Below are 19,801 nucleotides of genomic sequence, written 5' to 3'. Positions count from 1 at the left end.
AATGAGAAAATTAAGTAATTTCATTAACTATTTCTTTACTGGTATGGGCTTTGGTGCAATTGCTTATTTGATAATACTTACCTTTGCTTTTCCAGGTGTTCCTACTAGTTCCTTAGGTGTTATTTCTGTTTTCATTATTTCTGGGTTAATAGGTATTTTATCTATGATTTTTGCAATGGATATACCGCTTGCTATGGCCTTTAGCGTTCATTTGCTAGGAACACTTTTACTGGTTTTAATAATGATCTGGATAAATAAGTGGCCGATTAATTTTTGGTTGATTGGTGTCTTTGTATTAGTTTATATTGTCGTTTGGCTGATCGTTATTTTGTCACAGACGCAGACTGTAAAAGAAATTAATTCCAGTATTAAAAAAAGAAATTCAAAAAAATAAAATTTACTTTTGATATATAAAAGCCAGAATCTTTCAGTGAAAAATTCTGGCTTTTTAAATTTACATATTTTGTTTTTTAAATAGATTATCCTTTGAGTTGATCATAAATAATATTTGCAACATGTTTGCCGGAGTAAAAGACAAAGCCTGCTTCAGTACCTGGCATGTTAGGACCATAAGTATCACCAATTAGCATCCCCGCAGCGTCATTGCCTGCAGCGTACAATCCATTAATTGGTTTACCAGCTTTATCAAGTACTTCATGTTCAGTGTTAGTCTTCAAACCGCCCATCGTACAGAAAGCACCGACACCTAACTCAATTGCATAGAAAGGACCATTTTCTACTGGAATCAAGAAATCAGCCTTTTTACCAAAATCGGTATCTTTACCAGAATGTGCTAATTCGTTATAGTGCTCAATTGTCTTTTCAAGATTCTCTAGTCCTACCTTTTCTGCTAATTCATGAATTGAGTCAGCTTTAGTTAAATAAGGAGCCTTTTCATCAAATGCCTTTTGCATTTCTTCTTTAAGATGAGGCAATTTAGTGTCGTGGTAGTCCCAAGTTCCCATTTGTTTGTACAATTGATCGTCTGCTAAATGATCAATTGTGCTCTGATCAACAATTGTAAAAACTTTACCCTGGGTGCATAGTGCATTGCCAGCTAAAGCAAAGTTATCAACAACTTCTTCATTAACAAAACGATCACCATTTTCATTAACCCATAGAAGTGATTGCTGATCGGCTGCACCGTTAAGTTCGGAATAACGGTAAACGTAGCCAGGCTTAGTGTGGTCTTTTAAATAGCCACCGAATAGCATTGCTGTCCCCATAGCGTATTTTTGAGCGCCAGCGTCCCAAGCGAGTTTAAGACCATCACCAGTATTTTTCTCTGAGTTAACAGGGATAATCTGTTCTGCATCATAATGGGTATCGTTCTTAATCATATCTTCATTGTTTAAGTAGCCACCGGTAGCCAAAACAACAGCTTTAGTTGCAACAGTCTTTTTCTCATGATTGCTTAAATCTTCTAGTTCAACGCCAGTTACATTGCCTTTATTATCTAAATTAACTTTAGCAACTGTGGTTGAGGTAATGACATCAGTCCCTTGTTCCTTAGCCTTTGGCTCTAAAACATCATGAATGACTGATTTGCCTAGTCCTTTGAATAAGTGCCATGTGCGGTAGCCGCTACCTAAAGGAGCAACATCTAAGTACTCAACACCAAGGTCTTTTAACCACTTAATAATATCTGCTGAAGCATCAATATATTCTTTCCAAACTTGAGTATCAGCACGATAATGAGAATATTCAAGTTCTTCGTTTAAAACATCTTCTTTAGTTAAAGCAACATTGTGTTCTTTTTGTAAGTAAGAATCAACTGCAAAAGCACCCTCAATGTATTCACCACTACCACCAGTATTACGGCCTTTTTCTACGACCAAAGTTGAAAGGCCGCGATGACTAGCTTGGTAGGCAGCAGTAAAACCTGCAGCACCACCACCAACGATAACGACATCATATTGTTCATTAGTTTTCATTATTAAATCTCCTTTTTCTTTACACAAAAAGTATAACCGCTTACAGAAGTAATGTGGTATAGTGAATTTAGTCACGAGTAGGACATAAAAGTACGGGTGATAATAAAATGGATAATGAACAATTAAAGGTATTTTTAGCGGTAGTTCAACAAGGAAGCTTTGGTAGGGTAGCTGAGCAAAAGTTTGTGACACAACGAGCAGTATCGCGCCAAATTTCACGTCTTGAAACTGAAATTGAAGTAAAATTGTTTAAGCGATCGAATAATCATATTACTTTAACTCCTGCTGGAAAGTACTTTGCAGAGCGTGCTCAGGAGTACTTGAATAATTTTGATTCCACCGTATCAGAATTGAAAAATATTGCTAAGTCAGTTGAAGAAACCCTTTATATTGGCTATTTTTCCATTTTTGATGCTTTTATTATGGAAAAGGAAATTATTAACTACCAAAAATCAAAATCACAACCACCAATCAGTTTTTTTACGACAGAAGAAAGCGTTGAGCACAGTTTAGCTGACCTTGCTCTGAATAAATTAGATTGTGCGTACATTAATCACTACGGTAGTTACGATATTCCACAAGCCGATTTGTATGAATATGTGCCTGTTTATTCAAACGAAATGGTTTTGGGAATTAGTAAGCAGAACAAGCTGAGTGAAAAAGAGTATCTTGATGAAGACGACTTAGTGGGACAAACCCTGTGCTATTACAGTATTGAAAATTCCGACTTCATGCGTAAGACCTTTGCAGCAACGGTTGATGAAAAAATACGAAATTATCAAATTGAGCGTGTGTCTTCAATTGAGCAGTTGATGACGAGTACGGCGCTAAACCAAAGCATTGCATACATTCCCCGTGGTTTAATCGATCAGATTATGCAGCCTGATCCTGAAATCGTATATCGCCACTTCCGATCAAAGCAAAAGAATCAGAAATACTCAATGCAGTTAATTTATTTAAAGACCAATAAATCGAAGGCACTCAAAAGCTTCGTTCAGTCAATCAAGAACTTTAATCTGCAAAAATAAAAGGCTTTGTCATATATGACAAAACCTTTTTAATTTGCTTTTTGGCGGTGAACATAGAGATAAACGGGCCAGCCGCTCAAAGTGAGTAGAATACCAATTGCCGACAAGACGGGCTGCGTTAGCGTGGTAGTAATCACTATGAAGAGAGCGCCACAAATTGCTAGCAGTGGTGGCAGTGGGTACCAGGGAATCTTATAAGGACGCTCCAGTTCCGGCTGCCTTTTTCTTAAAATCAATACACCAACAAATAACAGGATTGAGAAGATCCAAGAAACGTAAACAAGCATATTGGTCAGTGAATCGAATGTTCCCGAGAAAATCATCACGGTCGCAATAGCACATTCAAAGAGCATACTATTTGTTGGTACCATCGTTTTACTATTTAGTGAACCAAAGAAATTAGCAGCAGGTAGCTGATGTTCTTTACCCAAAACGTAGGGCATTCTAGAACCTAAAAGCGTGTGACCGTTGATGGCACCGAAAACAGAAACCAAAATACCGATTGCAATGATAATACTGCCGAAGTGTCCGAAAAGCTTTTGTGCGGTCAATAGCGCAGTCGTTTGATTGCCAACAACTTTAGACCAGGGAATGATTTTTACATAGCTCCAATTGAGTAGGGTGTAAAAGATAGTTACGCCGAATAGTCCCCAGATAATTGCTTTGGCTAAAGTCTTAGCCGGATTCTTGATTTCACTGGCTAAGTTACCGATGCTGAGCCAACCGTCATAGGCAAATAAAACTGCCAATAGCGCCTGGCCAAAGGTTGCTGCACCAGCACCTGATGTTAAATGAGGAGCTGGTGCTCCAGCCAATTGATTTGGTCCCTGGTAAAAGAGAGCAAAAATGATAATTGCTGCAATTGGTAATAACTTGATGACCAACGTAATTTTTTGAACTTGACCACTTAGTTTTGAACCAAGCCAGTTAATTAACAAAACAACTAGCATAACAATCAATGCGATGATTGTAGTTGAGAAGTTTTTAAATTGAGGAATTTCTTTTAACTGGGTTGCAAAAACAATTGAAAGTGCGGCGATGTTGGCTGGGTAATAAATAATAATAAGTGACCAGCCAAACAGAAATGAAACTTTGGGACCGTAAATTTCGTCAAGGTATCTGACTGGTCCACCGTCTTCAGGAAAAACGGATGCCAGCTCAGCGATACTGAGTCCCGCCATTAGGGTAATGAAGCCCGCCAGGGGCCAAACTAAAATGCTTAACCACGCGTTGTGGGTTAATGATGAAATATTAGCTATTTTGAAAAAAGCTCCGCCACCAATCATGGTTCCCATGACAGTAGCAAGGGCAGCGAAGAAATTGAGTTGTCTTTTCATAATAATTACCCTATAACAAGAACGAAAAATAAATTTAATAAATATTATATGCTAGGATTATGAAAATAAAAAGAAAGTCGTTGAACTAATAACAAAATTTAAGTAAAGTTCTTCTTTGCCTACTTGAATTTGAAGTATGGTTTTTGCTAAATTGAAAGCAATTACAGCTTACAAGCTTTTTGAATAACAAAAGATGATTTAACTTTCTTTTGATTTGATAAGGAGAAAAAATGAACAAAGTTACAGTAATAGGAAGTATTAACTTAGATACCAATTTACGTGTTGCGCAGATGGCTAAACCAGGTGAGACAATTCATGCCAAAGAGCACTATTCTGCAGCTGGTGGAAAAGGTGCCAACCAAGCGGTAGCTGCTGCACGTTCTGGCTGTGCTGTTAGTTTTGTTGGTGCCGTTGGCGATGACGCACCGGGTAAGGAAATGCTTGCTTTATTAAAAAAGGAAAACATTAACCTTGATGGTGTTAAAGAGGTTGCTGATGAGTCAACAGGTCAAGCTTTTATTACGGTAGATGATTCTGGTCAAAATTCAATTACCATTTATTCTGGGGCTAACTATGCTTTTGACCAAGACGATATCGAGCAAAATAGCGACCTAATTGCTGCAAGTGACTTTGTTGTTGCGCAATTTGAAACACCAATTGAGGCAACAATTCAAGGATTCAAAATAGCGCATCAGAATAATGCAAAAACAATCTTAAATCCAGCACCAGCAATTACTGAAATTCCGGCTGAATTATTGCAAGTGACGGATATTATTATCCCTAACGAGACCGAGGCTGCCACTATTACAGGAATTGAAGTTGTCGATGAAAAAAGTGCCAAAAAGGCAGCGGACAAGCTTCATGAATTAGGTGTTTCCGCCGTCATAATTACAATTGGTGACAAGGGTGCATTTTACGATTTTCAAGATAAACAAGGCTTGATTCCTGCATTCAAAGTAAAAGCAGTTGATACTACAGCAGCTGGTGATACCTTTATTGGTGCGATGACCAGTATCTTAAAACCAGATTTCTCTAATTTAAGTAATGCAATTACATTTGCTAACAAGGCTTCTTCTTTAACGGTTCAGCGTTATGGTGCACAGCCTTCAATTCCAACCAAGGCAGAGGTTGAGCAGGTTAATTAAACTTTCTCGATAAATTTAGGTGGTAAAAAGTTTAATTTGGGCTGAAGAAAAACTATAATTAGCTTTATAAAGATGTATCGCAAAAAACGATAATAATAAACTAAGAAAGGTTAAAAATTATGTCTACTAAAATTGGAATTATCGGTGATGGCCATGTTGGCTGCACGATTGCACATGAATTAATTATTTCGGGTTTAGTTGATGATTTGGTAATGATTGACGTCAACGAGGGCAAGGTTAATGCCGATGCTGTTGATTTTGAAGATGCAATGGCAAATTTGCCATATCACACAAATATTGTAGTTAATGATTATGATGCTCTTAAAGATGCAGAAGTTCTTATTAGTACGCTGGGAAAGATCTCACTTGAAACTAAGGGCGACCGTTTCCAAGAGCTTGAATACAATAAGAAGCAATTGCAACCAATTACTGAATCGATTAAGAAGAGCGGTTTTAATGGTATCTTGTTGGTAATTTCCAATCCAGTTGATGCAATTACCAACCTTTATCAACAATTAACAGGTTTACCAAAAGAACATGTTTTGGGAACAGGAACACTTTTGGATACAGCTAGAATGAAGAAAGTTGTAGCTAAAAAATTCAACGTTGATCCAAGATCAATTAGTGGTTTTGCATTGGGTGAGCATGGTAACTCTCAATTTACTGCTTGGTCAACCGTCAAAGTTTTGGAGCAACCAATCACCGAGCTAGCAAAATCAGCTTCTTGGAGTCTTGATGACCTTGAAGATGAAATCAGGACAGGTGGTCAAGCAGTGTTTATGGGTAAGCACTACACTAATTATGGTGTTTCCGCAGCTGCAGTCAGAATTGTACGCGCAATTTTAACTGATTCACATACTGAACTTCCAGTTTCAAGTTACCAAGAAAAATACGGTACTTATATGTCATATCCAACAATTGTTGGACGTAACGGAATTGAAGCTAAAATTAAGTTAGCGTTAACTCCTGAAGAAGAAGAGTTGCTGGAGCAATCAGCACAGGCAATTAAAGAAAAATCACAAGCTTAAAATTAAGCTAATCAAAAGGCATCCCGTTAGGGGTGCCTTTTTTGCTCTCTGAAGTAACTGATTGATAAAAAATAATTAAAAATGAATGATGCAAATCTGTTGACAAAAAGTAAGTATAAGCATAGCATGTGAAGAGTAACAGTTATTACAAAAAAGGAGTACAAACCATGTTTAAACTTGGTGTAAGTAAAACACAATGTCAAAAAGTCTGTTTTGTTAAAAACAATGTGGACAATCTTTTGGCACGCGGATTCTTAAAGTTAATAACTGCTTAATTAAAGAATCGACGTGCCGACGCGGCTCGTGGTTTTTTGTTATTGGAATTAGACAAGACCTATGAAGTCCATGTGGATAAATAGGTCTTTTTTATTTAGAAATGGGGATAGAAATGAACTGGCAAGTTATTAGTCACAGTTTACCAATCTTTGCCCAAGCTTTTAAGCTAACTTTATGGCTTTCGCTTGTTGGTATCTTAGGCTCGCTAATTGTTGGTGCGCTAAGCAGCCTGATACAGTATTTTAAAGTGCCAATTTTAAGTCAGCTATTTACAGCTTATGTTGAACTGGCAAGAAATACACCATTATTAATTCAATTATTTTTCCTGTATTATGCTTTTCCTGTTATTGGGTTGAAAATGTCCGCTACAACTTGTGGCATTATTGGACTGATTTTTCTGGGCGGTGCTTATATGGCAGAAGGTTTCACTGGCGGTTTTAGTGGTGTTAACCAGACCCAAATTGATAATGGTAAGGCATTGGGGATGAATAATTTACAATTAGCGCGATATGTGGTTTTTCCACAAGGTTTTGCACTGAGTATGCCGGCACTAGCTGCTAACGTCATATTTTTGATTAAGGAAACTTCAATCTTTTCTGTAATTGCTATCCCAGAATTAACAAATACAGCACTTGATTTAATTGGTATGTATTACCGCTCTAACGAGTACTTGTTTGTTCTCGTTGTTGCTTATGCAATCATCCTCATTCCAATTATTTTGCTCTTGAATTTGCTTGAAAGGAGAGTGCGCTATGGAACATTCGGTGATTAATGTCCTTTTTGCAGGAAACAATTTTGCCAGAATCATGCAAGGATTGTGGACATCTGTGTGGATTTCCGTTGATAGTCTAGCGGCGGGTTTAGTTCTGGGGACATTTTTGGGAATTCTAAGAACATTACCTAATAAGCCACTACGCTTTATTCTAAGGCTTTACCTTGAGTTCTTTAGAATTGTGCCAACAATTGTCCTGCTTTATTTGGTTTATTACATTTTGCCACGTAGTTTCAACATTAACTGGCCAGCTAGTTGGATGGCGATTCTCGCTTTTGCATTGTGGGTGGCTGCTGAATTTAGTGATATTGTACGTGGAGCAATTGAATCAGTACCAGTAACGCAAAAAGAATCTGGTTTGGCATTAGGCTTAAGTAAAACGCAGCTTTTCCGCTATGTGTTATTACCACAGGCAGTCCAGTTGGAATTGCCTGCAACGATTAACCTCGCTACGCGGGTAATTAAAACAACTTCACTCTTAATGATGATTAGTATTATGGATGTAATTGCAATTGGCCAGCAAATTATCGAAGCTAATAACCAAAAATATCCAACTGCAGTTTTTTGGATTTATGGTCTGATTTTTATTTTGTACTTTATCATCGATTATCCATTGTCACTTTGGTCTAAAAAGTTGGCAGCTAAAGAGAATAGGTAAGAAAAATGACAGAAGAAATTTTACGAGTAGAAAATTTAAACAAGTTTTATGGCAATCGTCATATTTTACATGATATTAATTTTACGTTGCATCAAGGTGAGGTTTTAACTCTACTTGGTCCATCGGGTTCAGGCAAAAGCACTTTAATCAGATGCCTCAATGGATTGGAAGATTTTAGTAGCGGTGCGGTTTATTTTAAAGGTGAAAAAATTAATCCAACCGATAAAAATTGGCAAGAGATACGACAAAAAATCGGTATGGTCTTTCAAAGTTATGATTTATTTCCTAACTTAACTGTCATAGAAAACATTTTATTAGCTCCTACTAAGGTACAGAAGCGTGCAAAAGATCAGGTGGCTCAAGAAGCAGAAGGATTATTAAAAGACGTTGGGCTTGAGAAGTATGCGGATTCGTATCCTCGAGAATTGTCTGGGGGACAAAAGCAAAGAATCGCTATTGTGCGCGCCTTAATCATGCACCCAGAGGTAATGTTGTTTGATGAAGTAACTGCTTCACTTGATCCAGAAATGGTGCGCGGTATTTTGCAGATAATGACGAAGTTATCAAAAGAGCACCATATGACCATGATTATTGTGACGCATGAAATGGGCTTTGCGGAACAAATAGCGGACCAAGTCCTATTCCTAGAAGATGGGCGGATTTTAGAAAATACGCCCGGAAAAGCTTTTTTTGCCCAACCGAAAACTGAACGTGCGCGCGACTTTTTAGAGAGTATGGATTTTTAAGGAGTTATAATGAAGAAAAACAAACTTAAAAAGCGTATAGCAATTTGGTCAGTTGTAATTGTTGTCTTATTAGTTACCTTTTTTGGCTTCAGGTCTTCATTAAATGACAGTACCGGGGGAAGCGACAGCAGTGTAGTCGCAATAAAAAAACGTGGCGTTTTGCGCGTAGCGGTTTTTGGCGATTTGCCACCATACGGTTGGGTAGATGAACATGGTACCCGGCGTGGCTATGACTTACGCTTGGCCCGCAGAATGGCCAAAGATCTTGGCGTAAAAGCAAAGTTTACGCAGGTCAACGCAAACAATCGGGTTGACACACTGAATTCTGATAAAGCTGATATTGTTTTGGCCAACTTTACAGTGACACCAGAACGTAAGCAAGTGGCTGATTTTGCTAGACCCTATATGAGGGTATCGGTTGGAGTGATTTCACCCAAAAATGCACCGATTAATAATGAACATCAATTGAAAAACAAAACTGTTATTGTGAATAAGGGTACTACTGCTGAGAATTATTTTACTGAAAAAGGCGGGGTCAGCTTGTTAAAATTTGATTCAAAAACGCAACAGTTTAATGCAATTAAGAATAAACGAGCTGCTGCATTAGCGGATGACAATTCATACCTGTATGCGTGGGTTAAACGAAATCCAAGTTATACGGTTGGGATTAAAAATATTGGTCCTAATCAATACATTGCGCCAGCAGTTAAAAAGGGCAATAAATCTCTACTTGATTGGACTAACCAAGAAATCACTAAACTAACAAACCAAGGCTTTTTTGTGACAGATTACAATAAAGAATTGAAGCCTTATTTTGGCAAGGAAGTAAAACCGAGCGATATTGTTCTTAATTAATAAAAAGCTAGTTTAGTAATATATCTTGAAATTGACTCAAAAAAATGTTATTGTAATAAACGTTAATCGATTAATCTATGGCTTGAAAGAGAGTCATGGCAAAGGAGTAATAAACATGAAACAAGGCATTCACCCAGATTACCAGGAAGTTGTCTTTATGGATTCCGCAACAGGTGCAAAATTTGTTGCTGGTTCAACCTTAAAGTCAAAAGAAACAGTAGATTACGAAGGTAAAACTTACCCATTGATTCGAGTTGAAATTACTTCAGATTCTCACCCATTCTACACAGGCAAGCAAAAGTTTGCTCAAGCAGATGGACGAATCGAAAAGTTCAACAAGAAATATGGTGTCAACAAGTAATATCTTTAATCTGGTGGAAGCAGTCCCATTGGGGCTGCTTTTTTATGTAAGACGTAATTATTAGGCTGTAACAATTATGCAGACATAATGTTGGGTTGAGCAAAATTTCTTTTAGGTAGGAGAGTATTAGATGAAAATGCAACTGGCAGAAATTGCCAAAGCAATTAATTCGACTTGTGAAGGTAACGACCAAACTGTTATTACTTCTGTTGCCTTCGACTCAAGAAAAATCTCTGAAGGCGGACTATTTGTGCCGCTAAAAGGCGAACGTGATGGCCATGATTTTATCAATAGTGCAATTAGTAATGGCGCTAGTGCAACTTTATGGCAAAAAGACCGTCCTAATAAACCTGAAAACATTGCTGTTTTAGAGGTTGACGATCCACTTTTGAGTATGCAACAACTAGCGCAATATTACCTTAACAAGGTAAATCCTACAGTAGTAGCAATTACTGGTTCTAATGGTAAAACTACTACTAAAGATATGACTGCAGCGGTTTTAGCTAAGCGTTTTAATGTCCACAAGACTGACGCCAACTTCAACAATGAAATTGGTGTTCCAATGACTATTTTGGACATGAAACCTAATACGGAGATTTTAGTTCTGGAAATGGGAATGGATCACGCTGGCCAATTACACCAGTTAAGTGAACTAACCCATCCTGACGTAACTGTTATTACCATGATTGGTGAAGCGCATATTGAGTATTTAGGTTCGCGTGAAGGCATCGCTGATGCCAAAATGGAGATTACCGATTTCTTGCGTGAAGATGGCGAGCTTATCTATAATGGGGATGAACCGCTTTTACGTGAACGTGCTGAAAAGCTTGAGCAAGCTAAAATCACGTTTGGCTTTGACCAAACTGATAGCGTTTATGCAACTGGCTATCGTAGCTATAAGCATCATGCAACATTTACGGTCAATGACTCTGACAGCCAATTTACTATCCCAATGATTGGTAAACATAATGTTTCAAATGCTCTTTCGGCGCTATGCGTTGGTCGTCATTTTGGTGAAAGTGATGAAGAAATTGCTACCGCATTAGCAAGCTTTACCCCAACAGCTGATCGCATGGAATGGGAAAAAGGCGATGTGGGCGAAGACATCATGAGCGATGTCTATAACTCAAACCCAACAGCGGTTCGCGCAGTTATTTCCAGCTTTGGTCAAATTCAGGTCCCTGAGGGCAGTCGCAGAATTGCCGTTTTAGGTGATATGCTTGAATTAGGCGAAAGATCGGCTGCTTTACATGCTGGACTTGCTGATTGCCTTGATCCGCAAGTGATTAACGAAGTATATTTATTTGGTTCAGAAATGGAAAATTTAGCTGATGTTCTAAAGAACACATATGGACCAGAGAATTTACATTATTATAAAGAAGATCAGATGCAGCGATTGATAGCTGATCTGAGAAATGATATTAAGCCGCACGACATTGTTGTTCTGAAGGGATCACATGGGATGCACCTTGAAAAAGTAGTAAAGCGGCTTAGATAAGGAGAACTTAGTGAAATTTTCAGAATTAGGATTAAATGACGAGCTTTTAAAAGCAATTAAACGTTCAGGCTTTGAAGAAGCAACGCCAATCCAGGAACAGACAATTCCTCTTGCCTTAGCGGGTAAAGACGTAATTGGTCAAGCGCAAACAGGTACAGGTAAAACTGCAGCATTTGCTTTGCCAATTTTACAAAATTTAGATAAACACAATAAAACTATTCAAGCGTTGATTATCGAACCAACACGTGAATTAGCTATTCAAACCCAGGAGGAGCTTTTCCGCTTGGGTCGTGATGAAAAAGCACGTGTTCAAGTAGTTTATGGTGGTGCAGACATTGGCCGCCAAATTCGCTCACTTAAGAACCATGTACCAGCAATTTTGGTTGGTACGCCAGGGCGTTTGCTTGACCACTTAAAGCGTAAGACAATCAACTTGGAAGGTGTCAACACAATTGTACTTGATGAAGCTGATGAAATGCTAGACATGGGCTTCATTCAAGATATTGAGAGCATTTTGAGTTATGTGAAGAATCGCAGCCAAACTTTGCTTTTCAGTGCCACAATGCCAAAACCAATTTTGCGCATTAGTGAAAAGTTCATGCATGATCCAGAGATTGTACGGATTAAGACAAAAGAATTAACTGCTGATTTAATTGATCAGTACTACGTTCGTTGTAAGGACGCAGAAAAATTCAACATCATGTGTCGGTTAATTGACGTTGAAAGCCCAGATTTGGCGGTTATCTTTGTTCGAACTAAGAGAAGGGTTGACGAAGTTACTCGCGGTTTGCAAGCACGTGGCTATAATGCTGCCGGCATTCACGGTGACTTGTCACAAGCACGTCGAATCAGTGTCTTGAAGCGATTCCGTGCAGGAAAATTAGATATTTTAGTTGCTACCGATGTTGCAGCACGTGGGCTTGATATCTCAGGTGTTACTCACGTTTACAACTATGATATCCCTCAAGATCCAGATTCATATGTTCACCGTATTGGTCGTACAGGTCGTGCTGGTCAAAATGGTAGTTCAATTACTTTTGTTACTCCAAACGAACTTGGCTACATGCGCACAATTGAGCAATTAACTAAGAAAAAGATGACTCCACTTCGTCCACCTTCAGATGATCAAGCTCTTCGTGGTCAATTAAAGATTGCTAAGACTAAGATTGAAGACTTGATGAAGGAAGATTTGAGTAAGTACACTGATGACGCTAGTGAGTTACTTGAAAACTACTCAGCCATCGACCTAGTTTCCGCATTTTTGAAGAACCTTTCAAAAGATTCTTCTGATGTTGAAGTAACTATTAGTTCCGAAAAACCATTGCCATATAAAGGTGGTAACGGTGGTGGTCGCCGCAATGGTGGCGGCAGAGGCCGTGGACATTATGGTCGTGGCGGCGGTCGCGGTGGTAATAGCCGTGGCGGTCACGGTAATTATCGCGGTGGGGATCGTAATCACGGTGGTCATAGCAGTTACCGCGGTGGCCGTTCAAACCGCTCAGGTAGTGGTCATGATTTTGTAATTAAAAACAAAAAAGATTAACGTTTTTGCTAAAAAGAGGGTTGTGGTTAAGTGCAACTCTTTTTTTGTATTATAATTTTGGCTTAAGAGGTGAGCAAATTGATTTATGGTGTTGGTATTGATGCAGTAGAAGTAGAACGTGTAGCAAAAATAGTTGCCAAAGGTGATGGCTTTGCCAAAAAGGCATTAACACCAAATGAATTTGCCCAGTATCAAAAAATGTCTGGTAAGCGTAAGGTTGAATACTTAGGTGGTCGCTTTTCAATTAAGGAATCATTTTCTAAGGCAATGGGAACTGGTTTAGGAAAAGACCTTGGCTTACAAGATGTCGAAACACTTTGGGATGAAATTGGTCATCCGATAACAACTTCAACTAAGTTTGAAGGCAAAATTTGGTCAAGTATTACTCATGATAATCATGAAATAGTTACTTTAGTTGTATTGGAGAAATAAAAATGGTACCTGGAATACATCGCCCAGCCGCTGTTTATGTCAATTTAGCAGCGATTAAGCACAACTTAAAAGAAGAACAACAGCAACTCAAACCGGGACAAAAACTATTTGCAGTAATCAAAGCTAACGCATATGGTCATGGTGCAGTTAGAGTAGCTCAAGCCGCAATTGAGGTTGGCGTTGATGGCTTTTGTGTGGCAATCTTAGATGAAGCGCTGGAATTGCGTCAGGCGGGCATTAAGGCTCCAATTTTAGTTCTGGGTGTCACACCTACGCAATACGTTTCACTGGCCGTTTCCCATGATATCTCTTTGACTGTTCCGGATTTGGCGTGGCTAAAAGAGGCCAATAAAGAACTTAAAGATGAAGATGGTGAGCTGAAAATTCATCTTGCAGTTGATACAGGTATGGGACGCATTGGCTTTAGCGAAGATCAGGATTTTCTTGCAGCCAACGATTTTCTCGTAAACAACCATCACTTTAATGTCGAAGGAATGTATACCCATTTTGCCTCAGCAGATAGTAGCGATGATTCGTATTTTAAAAAGCAGGTTGAGTGCTTTAATCATTTTAAAGGCCTACTTAAGCTTAAACCTAAGTGGATTCACGCAGATAATACGGCTGCAAGTCAGTTCCACCAACAAGTTGAAAGTGATATTGTTCGTTTTGGAATAGGAACCTATGGCCTGAATCCATCGTCTAATCCCGCAAGTCAAGATTTGCCTGTGCGTTTTAAGCTAGAGCCAGCCTTATCTTTTGAAAGTGAATTAGTTCAGGTACATACGGTTCATAAAAATCAGGGCATCAGCTATGGCTCAACTTATGTTACCGATAGTGACCAAATTATTGGTACTGTTCCTGTCGGTTATGCCGACGGTTTTATTAGAAAGTTTCAGGGCTTTACGGTAAAAGTGGGTGATGAGTACTGTCCAATTGTTGGCCGGATTTGTATGGATCAGCTGATGGTACGTTTGCCGCATGAAATGCCAGTAGGAACAAAAGTGATTTTAATTTCAAATGATCCTCAAGCGCCTAATGACATTAAGGCTGCGGCTGATTACGTGGACACAATCCATTATGAGGTCGCTTGTTTACTTGATGACCGTTTACCTCGGATTTATTATGAAAAATAAAAGCATCAAAAAAGCACTGCAATTAAGTAGCAGTGCTTTTTATCTTGGTTAAAAATTAATCTTCAGTTGGTTCACTTAAGAAGACACCAGGATTTTCATCACTCATGATGGTCATTCCAGCTTGTAAGTCTTCAATTTCTGCAACTACATATCCTTTGGCTTCAAGTTTGGCAACAATGGTCTTCATTGTGTCATCTGTTACACCAGCGGGTAGGGTGAAGAGAATACGTCTAACAAAGTTATCATTAATTGTGTTTGGTGATGAATCCAAGCTCATAACACCAGCAATTTCTGAATATTTACTAATCACTTTCGACATTTTAACTAAATTACCACGAGAATTATCGGTTAAAACAGTTAATACATAAGAACCAGTTTTAACATTCCAGGCAGCTGACAACATGTCGAGCAGACGAGAGTGTGTCAAGATACCATAGAACTTGTTGTCTTCGTCTAAGACACTGATGTAAGGCAAATCCTTAATCGTGAAGAAAACTTTGAAAAATGGTGAGTTAACTTTAATAGTTTTTGTAGCATTTTTCAGTAAGTAGGTAACTGGCAGGTTCATGTCCTTACCTTCAGACTTGTGACGATAAATATGCATGCGGTAAATATTACCGCGGAAGATTGTACCGGTATCATCTAAAATCGGTACACACCGAAAACCAGATTCCTCTAAAGTCTTTAGTGCTTCTTCAAGCGTTGCGTGTTCGTTAACTGTTGTAAGATAATCTTTTTTTCTAACTAAAGATTTGATGAGCATGAAACTGCCTCCGTTTTTAAAAATAATCTAATCAATTATACCATATGATTTTTGATTAAATAAAAATTAAAATAGTTTTTTCGAATAAATAGAGTTTAGCACGTGTGAGCTAAATAAAAAAGTAATTTTGTTCACTGAAACTAAAGTGTAATAGTCTGAGAGAAACTGAGTAGGGTTGAATGTGCTATCATTAAATACGATTATTTAATTAAGGGGAAATATGATGAAACTAATTGCGGGTCTGGGAAATCCAGGCAAAAAGTATGACGGAACTAAGCACAATACAGGCTTTATGGCACTTGATCAGTATTTAGCTAAAAATTCTTTGGTTCTTGAACGGGAAAAGTTTGAGGGTAAATATACTAAACAAAAAATTAAAGGTGAAGACGTAATTTTGCTTGAGCCACAAACATATATGAATGATTCTGGGCGCTCTATTGCGCAATTTGCGCACTTCTTTAAGATTGATCCACAAGATATTTTAGTCATTCATGATGATATGGATATGCCGTTAAGTAAAATCCGCATTCGTGCAAATGGTAAGTCAGGCGGTCATAATGGTATTAAGAGTATTATCCGTGACTTGGGTTCAAGTAATTTTAACCGGTTAAAAATAGGTATTAGACATCCCGACAACGTGACAGAATCTAGCGTTATTTCATGGGTTTTATCGCAATTTGACAGCCAGCAACAGAAATTAATGGATGCTGCATTCGATACTAGCTGCGAAATAATCGACGATTTTATTGCTGGCAAGGGCAGTCAATTTTTGATGAATAAATATAATTAAAATGCGCTTAACAGAGTTAATTAAAGAAGATAAAGAACTAACAGATTTCATTAATAAGACAGCTAAAGTCAAAAATTCACTAATCACTGGCGCTAATGCCGGTGCTTTTGGTCTGCTCTTATGTCAAATTGTGACTTCGCTTAACCGTCCACTATTATTAATAGAAGAAAACGAAAATAAGGCACAGAAGCGGTATAGTGAATTAAATGCAGTTATGCCTGATGGAAGTGTTCAAATCTTTCCAGTTGATGCTACAATTGCAACCCAAACTGCTGTTAGTTCACCAGATGAATTAAGTAGCCGAATTCAGGCGCTTAATTTTTTATTGACCGGCCAAATGGGAATTGTTGTAACCACACCGCAAGGGTTGCAGTATAAACTATCTGCCCCCGAGCAATATAGCGCTACAAAGCGTGACTTTGAAACGGGAAAAGAATTTGATCTTGCCCAATTGACAAGCTGGTTGGTGGCAGCAGGCTATCGTCGTGAAAATTTGGTTGCACGAGTAGGAGAGTTTGCTGTGCGTGGGGATATTTTGGATATCTACCCACTTGATCGCGAAAATCCGGTCAGAATCGAATTTTTTGGTGATGAAATTGACACAATAAAAGAATTTGATTTGTCCAGCCAGCGTAGTAAAGATGTAATCGACAAGGTTACAATTGGTCCTGCACAAGACCGTGTTTTTACGGAAGCAGACTTTCAACGGGCTGTGACTAAAATAACTAAGGCAATGGGAGATGCGCCTGCCCCAGAAGAAGCAGTGAAGGATCACTTTACCCAAACTCTGGATGAGCTAAATAGTTCTACTTTGCCCTCAAATTATGCTTTTTTGGTTGATTTTTTACTCGAAAAACCAAGTAACTTACTCAAATATTTAAGTGCAGACGGCTTGATTATGCTTGATGACTGGCCGCTAATTGATCAAGCTGTTAAAACAGTTGATCAGCAAAACGCCGGCTTTATTGACGATGAACTGAAAACAGGTGCAATTTTACCTGGTCAAGAACTGAGAGCTGATTTTAATCGCGTTTGGACTAAAGATGATCATCATCACCTTTATTTTTCATTATTTCAACGATCAATTGGGCGGATTCGGCTTGATCAGTTATTTGACTGGCAAACACGGGAGCCGCAACAATTTTTTAGTCAGATGCCTTTGATAAAAACAGAAATTGAATCGTATCAAAAAAATAAGCAAACAGTCATTTTGCAGGCTGACAATCAAAAGCGAGCGCGCCAAATCAGCCAAACAATGATTGAATTTGGCATGTCAATTCCAGTTGTTGCTAAAGATGATCTTGTTGAAGGACAAACACAAATCATTGTTGATTCTTTTGCCAGCGGCTTTACATTACCGAAAAACAACCTAGTTTATCTGACAGAGCATGAGCTGTTTAATAAAACGAGCCATCACCGTCGACGTGTCAAGACTTTGGAAAATGCACAACGTTTGCGTAATTATAATGAACTCAAACCAGGTGATTATGTAGTTCACGTTAACCACGGTATTGGCCGGTTCGAAGGAATCAAAACACTAGAAAACAACGGTGTTAAACGCGACTACATTACGATTACCTATCAACGCGGTGATCAATTATTTGTGCCAGCTGATCAATTGAAATTAGTGCAAAAATATGTGGCTTCGGAAGGTAAAACGCCTCATGTTAATAAGCTAGGTGGCAGTGAATGGGCTAAAACTAAGCGCAAGGTTGCAGCTAAAGTTGAGGACATTGCTGATGACTTGATTGACCTTTACGCTAAGCGTGAATCAGAAAAAGGTTTTGCCTTTTCAAAGGATGATGAATTGCAACGAGAGTTTGAAGATTCGTTTCCTTACGTTGAAACGGCAGACCAGTTGCGTTCAATTAAAGAAATTAAGCATGATATGGAACAACCCAAACCAATGGATCGGCTACTTGTGGGTGACGTTGGTTTCGGTAAAACTGAGGTGGCTTTGCGTGCGGCTTTTAAAGCAGTACAGGACAATAAGCAGGTAGCGTTTTTAGTACCAACTACCATTTTGGCGCAACAGCACTTTGAAACGATCCAAGACCGGTTCAAAAACTTTCCGGTTAACTACGCGGTTTTGTCACGCTTTCAGACCGCAGCAGAATCAAAGAAAATCACAGAAGGATTGAAAAGCGGTAAAATTGATTTAGTAGTTGGTACGCACCGATTGCTATCCAAAGACGTCCAGTTTAAAGACTTGGGCTTGTTAATTGTTGACGAAGAGCAGCGCTTTGGTGTTAAGCATAAAGAGCGTCTTAAGGAATTGAAGGCTAACATTGATGTCTTAACTTTAACGGCCACACCAATTCCCCGAACCTTGCATATGTCAATGGTTGGTGTGCGTGACTTATCTGTTATGGAAACTCCGCCATCCAATCGTTATCCAATTCAAACATATGTAATGGAACAAATTCCAAGTGTAGTTAAAGATGCCTGTTTGCGTGAAATGCAACGTGGTGGGCAAGTCTTTTATTTGCATAATCGAATTGACGACATTGATGATGTTGTAAGTGAGTTGGAGGACTTGATACCAACGGCACGAATTATTAGTGTCCACGGACGAATGAGCAAGAATATGATGGAGGATATTCTCTATCGTTTTCTAAATCGTGAGTTTGACATTCTGGTTACCACAACAATTATTGAAACGGGAATTGACATGCCAAATGTCAATACAATGATTATCGAAAATGCAGATCACTATGGCCTGAGTCAGCTCTATCAGCTTCGCGGTAGAATTGGTCGAAGTGCACGGCTTGCCTATGCTTACTTCCTATACCAGCCAAACAAGGTTTTAACAGAAATTGGTGAAAAACGATTAGAAGCAATCCGCGATTTCACCGAACTTGGATCAGGCTTTAAGATTGCCATGCGCGATCTGTCGATTCGAGGGGCAGGCAATATGCTTGGCGCTCAGCAGCATGGTTTCATCGATAGTGTTGGGTATGACCTTTATTCACAAATGCTTTCTGATGCAATTAAAAGCCGTAAAGGCAAGAAAAAGGTTGATAAGAGTAACGCTGAGATTGACCTTGGATTGGAAGCCTATATTCCTGAAAGCTATATTGCGGATCAAGAAGAAAAGATTGAGTTTTATAAGAAGATCAAAGCGGCTAATGCTGATGACATTGAGCAAATTCAAGATGAATTAATTGACCGCTTTGGTGATTATCCCGAACCTGTTGAAAATCTATTGGCAATTTCAAAACTAAAAGCTGAAGCTGATTTGGCGCAAGTGCTTAACATTACCCAAATTAAGCAGCAGGTGAAAGTTGAATTTAATAATAGTGCAAGTAAAGAACTGAAGGGGCCTAACATTTTTAAGGCACTCGAGCATGCTTCGTTCAAGGCAAGAATTAATCTGTCACCGCAACAACGCCTTGTCGTTTTATTAGACATACCAACTGATATTCATCATCGGCAACTTTTTAATGAATTGACAACATTTATGACAGCAGCAAGTGACATTATTCAAAGATAACGAGGTAAA

General features: G+C 38.6%; 18 protein-coding genes. 15 read left to right on the top strand and 3 right to left on the bottom strand.

Annotated elements, in window-relative coordinates:
• The first annotated feature begins 1 nt into the window (after position 1).
• On the top strand, positions 2-394 hold the full coding sequence (locus tag DKL56_RS06355; protein WP_109715784.1) for a DUF3021 family protein: 393 nt from the start codon (positions 2-4) through the stop codon (positions 392-394).
• Positions 395-479: 85 nt separating this feature from the next.
• On the opposite strand, the gene DKL56_RS06350 is transcribed toward DKL56_RS06355, so the two are convergent.
• Complete coding sequence (locus DKL56_RS06350) at positions 480-1,934, bottom strand: vinyl phenol reductase (protein ID WP_109715783.1); 1,455 nt, start codon at positions 1,932-1,934, stop codon at positions 480-482.
• 107 nt (positions 1,935-2,041) lie between these two features.
• On the opposite strand from DKL56_RS06350, the gene DKL56_RS06345 reads away from it, so the two are divergent.
• Positions 2,042-2,962 carry a LysR family transcriptional regulator gene (locus tag DKL56_RS06345; RefSeq protein WP_109715782.1) on the top strand — a complete coding sequence of 307 codons (921 nt, stop codon included), beginning with the start codon at positions 2,042-2,044 and terminating at the stop codon, positions 2,960-2,962.
• A gap of 29 nt (positions 2,963-2,991) precedes the next feature.
• On the opposite strand, the gene DKL56_RS06340 is transcribed toward DKL56_RS06345, so the two are convergent.
• Positions 2,992-4,299, bottom strand: a complete 1,308-nt coding sequence (locus tag DKL56_RS06340) for an APC family permease (protein WP_109715781.1) — start codon at positions 4,297-4,299, stop codon at positions 2,992-2,994.
• Between the two features lie 230 nt (positions 4,300-4,529).
• On the opposite strand from DKL56_RS06340, the gene rbsK reads away from it, so the two are divergent.
• The 11 genes from rbsK to alr all read left to right on the top strand — a co-directional run bounded on the left by rbsK (position 4,530) and on the right by alr (position 14,746).
• Entirely contained in the window at positions 4,530-5,444 is a 915-nt protein-coding gene (gene rbsK / locus DKL56_RS06335; protein WP_109715780.1) for a ribokinase, read from the top strand.
• 119 nt (positions 5,445-5,563) lie between these two features.
• Entirely contained in the window at positions 5,564-6,472 is a 909-nt protein-coding gene (locus tag DKL56_RS06330; protein WP_109715779.1) for an L-lactate dehydrogenase, read from the top strand.
• A gap of 388 nt (positions 6,473-6,860) precedes the next feature.
• Positions 6,861-7,520 (top strand): amino acid ABC transporter permease, encoded by a 660-nt coding sequence (locus DKL56_RS06325; protein ID WP_109715778.1) that lies wholly within the window; start codon positions 6,861-6,863, stop codon positions 7,518-7,520.
• Positions 7,501-8,178: an amino acid ABC transporter permease gene (locus DKL56_RS06320; RefSeq protein WP_109715777.1), complete on the top strand. Its 678-nt coding sequence runs from the start codon at positions 7,501-7,503 to the stop codon at positions 8,176-8,178. The genes DKL56_RS06325 and DKL56_RS06320 overlap by 20 nt, the downstream gene beginning before the upstream one ends.
• A 5-nt stretch (positions 8,179-8,183) precedes the next feature.
• Positions 8,184-8,924, top strand: coding sequence for an amino acid ABC transporter ATP-binding protein (locus DKL56_RS06315; protein ID WP_109715776.1), 741 nt, complete (start codon positions 8,184-8,186; stop codon positions 8,922-8,924).
• Positions 8,925-8,933: 9 nt separating this feature from the next.
• The gene (locus DKL56_RS06310; protein ID WP_109715775.1) at positions 8,934-9,779 is read left to right on the top strand and encodes a transporter substrate-binding domain-containing protein; all 846 of its coding nucleotides are present in this window, start codon (positions 8,934-8,936) and stop codon (positions 9,777-9,779) included.
• 115 nt (positions 9,780-9,894) lie between these two features.
• Positions 9,895-10,140: a type B 50S ribosomal protein L31 gene (locus DKL56_RS06305; RefSeq protein ID WP_046307648.1), complete on the top strand. Its 246-nt coding sequence runs from the start codon at positions 9,895-9,897 to the stop codon at positions 10,138-10,140.
• Positions 10,141-10,270: 130 nt separating this feature from the next.
• Complete coding sequence (locus DKL56_RS06300) at positions 10,271-11,638, top strand: UDP-N-acetylmuramoyl-tripeptide--D-alanyl-D-alanine ligase (RefSeq protein WP_109715774.1); 1,368 nt, start codon at positions 10,271-10,273, stop codon at positions 11,636-11,638.
• A 10-nt stretch (positions 11,639-11,648) separates the two neighbouring features.
• Positions 11,649-13,181 (top strand): degradosome RNA helicase CshA, encoded by a 1,533-nt coding sequence (cshA, locus tag DKL56_RS06295; RefSeq protein WP_046307644.1) that lies wholly within the window; start codon positions 11,649-11,651, stop codon positions 13,179-13,181.
• A 78-nt stretch (positions 13,182-13,259) separates the two neighbouring features.
• Entirely contained in the window at positions 13,260-13,613 is a 354-nt protein-coding gene (gene acpS, locus DKL56_RS06290; protein WP_074425773.1) for a holo-ACP synthase, read from the top strand.
• A 2-nt stretch (positions 13,614-13,615) separates the two neighbouring features.
• Entirely contained in the window at positions 13,616-14,746 is a 1,131-nt protein-coding gene (alr, locus tag DKL56_RS06285) for an alanine racemase (RefSeq protein ID WP_109715773.1), read from the top strand.
• 55 nt (positions 14,747-14,801) lie between these two features.
• Here the strand turns inward: alr and cbpA are convergent, their stop codons facing one another.
• Positions 14,802-15,509 carry a cyclic di-AMP binding protein CbpA gene (gene cbpA, locus DKL56_RS06280; RefSeq protein WP_046307639.1) on the bottom strand — a complete coding sequence of 236 codons (708 nt, stop codon included), beginning with the start codon at positions 15,507-15,509 and terminating at the stop codon, positions 14,802-14,804.
• A gap of 223 nt (positions 15,510-15,732) precedes the next feature.
• Between cbpA and pth the strand changes: the two genes are divergently transcribed.
• Both pth and mfd read left to right on the top strand, forming a co-directional pair.
• A complete protein-coding gene (gene pth, locus DKL56_RS06275) occupies positions 15,733-16,299 on the top strand; it encodes an aminoacyl-tRNA hydrolase (protein WP_046307637.1) in 567 nt (188 codons plus the stop codon).
• Between the two features lies 1 nt (position 16,300).
• Complete coding sequence (mfd, locus tag DKL56_RS06270) at positions 16,301-19,792, top strand: transcription-repair coupling factor (RefSeq protein ID WP_109715772.1); 3,492 nt, start codon at positions 16,301-16,303, stop codon at positions 19,790-19,792.
• The last annotated feature ends 9 nt before the right edge of the window (positions 19,793-19,801 follow it).

The organism is Lactobacillus apis (assembly GCF_003150935.1).
Lineage (GTDB): Bacteria > Bacillota > Bacilli > Lactobacillales > Lactobacillaceae > Lactobacillus > Lactobacillus apis.
Note: the sequence above shows the minus strand (reverse complement) of the source record. Positions and strands in the feature narration are given on the sequence as shown.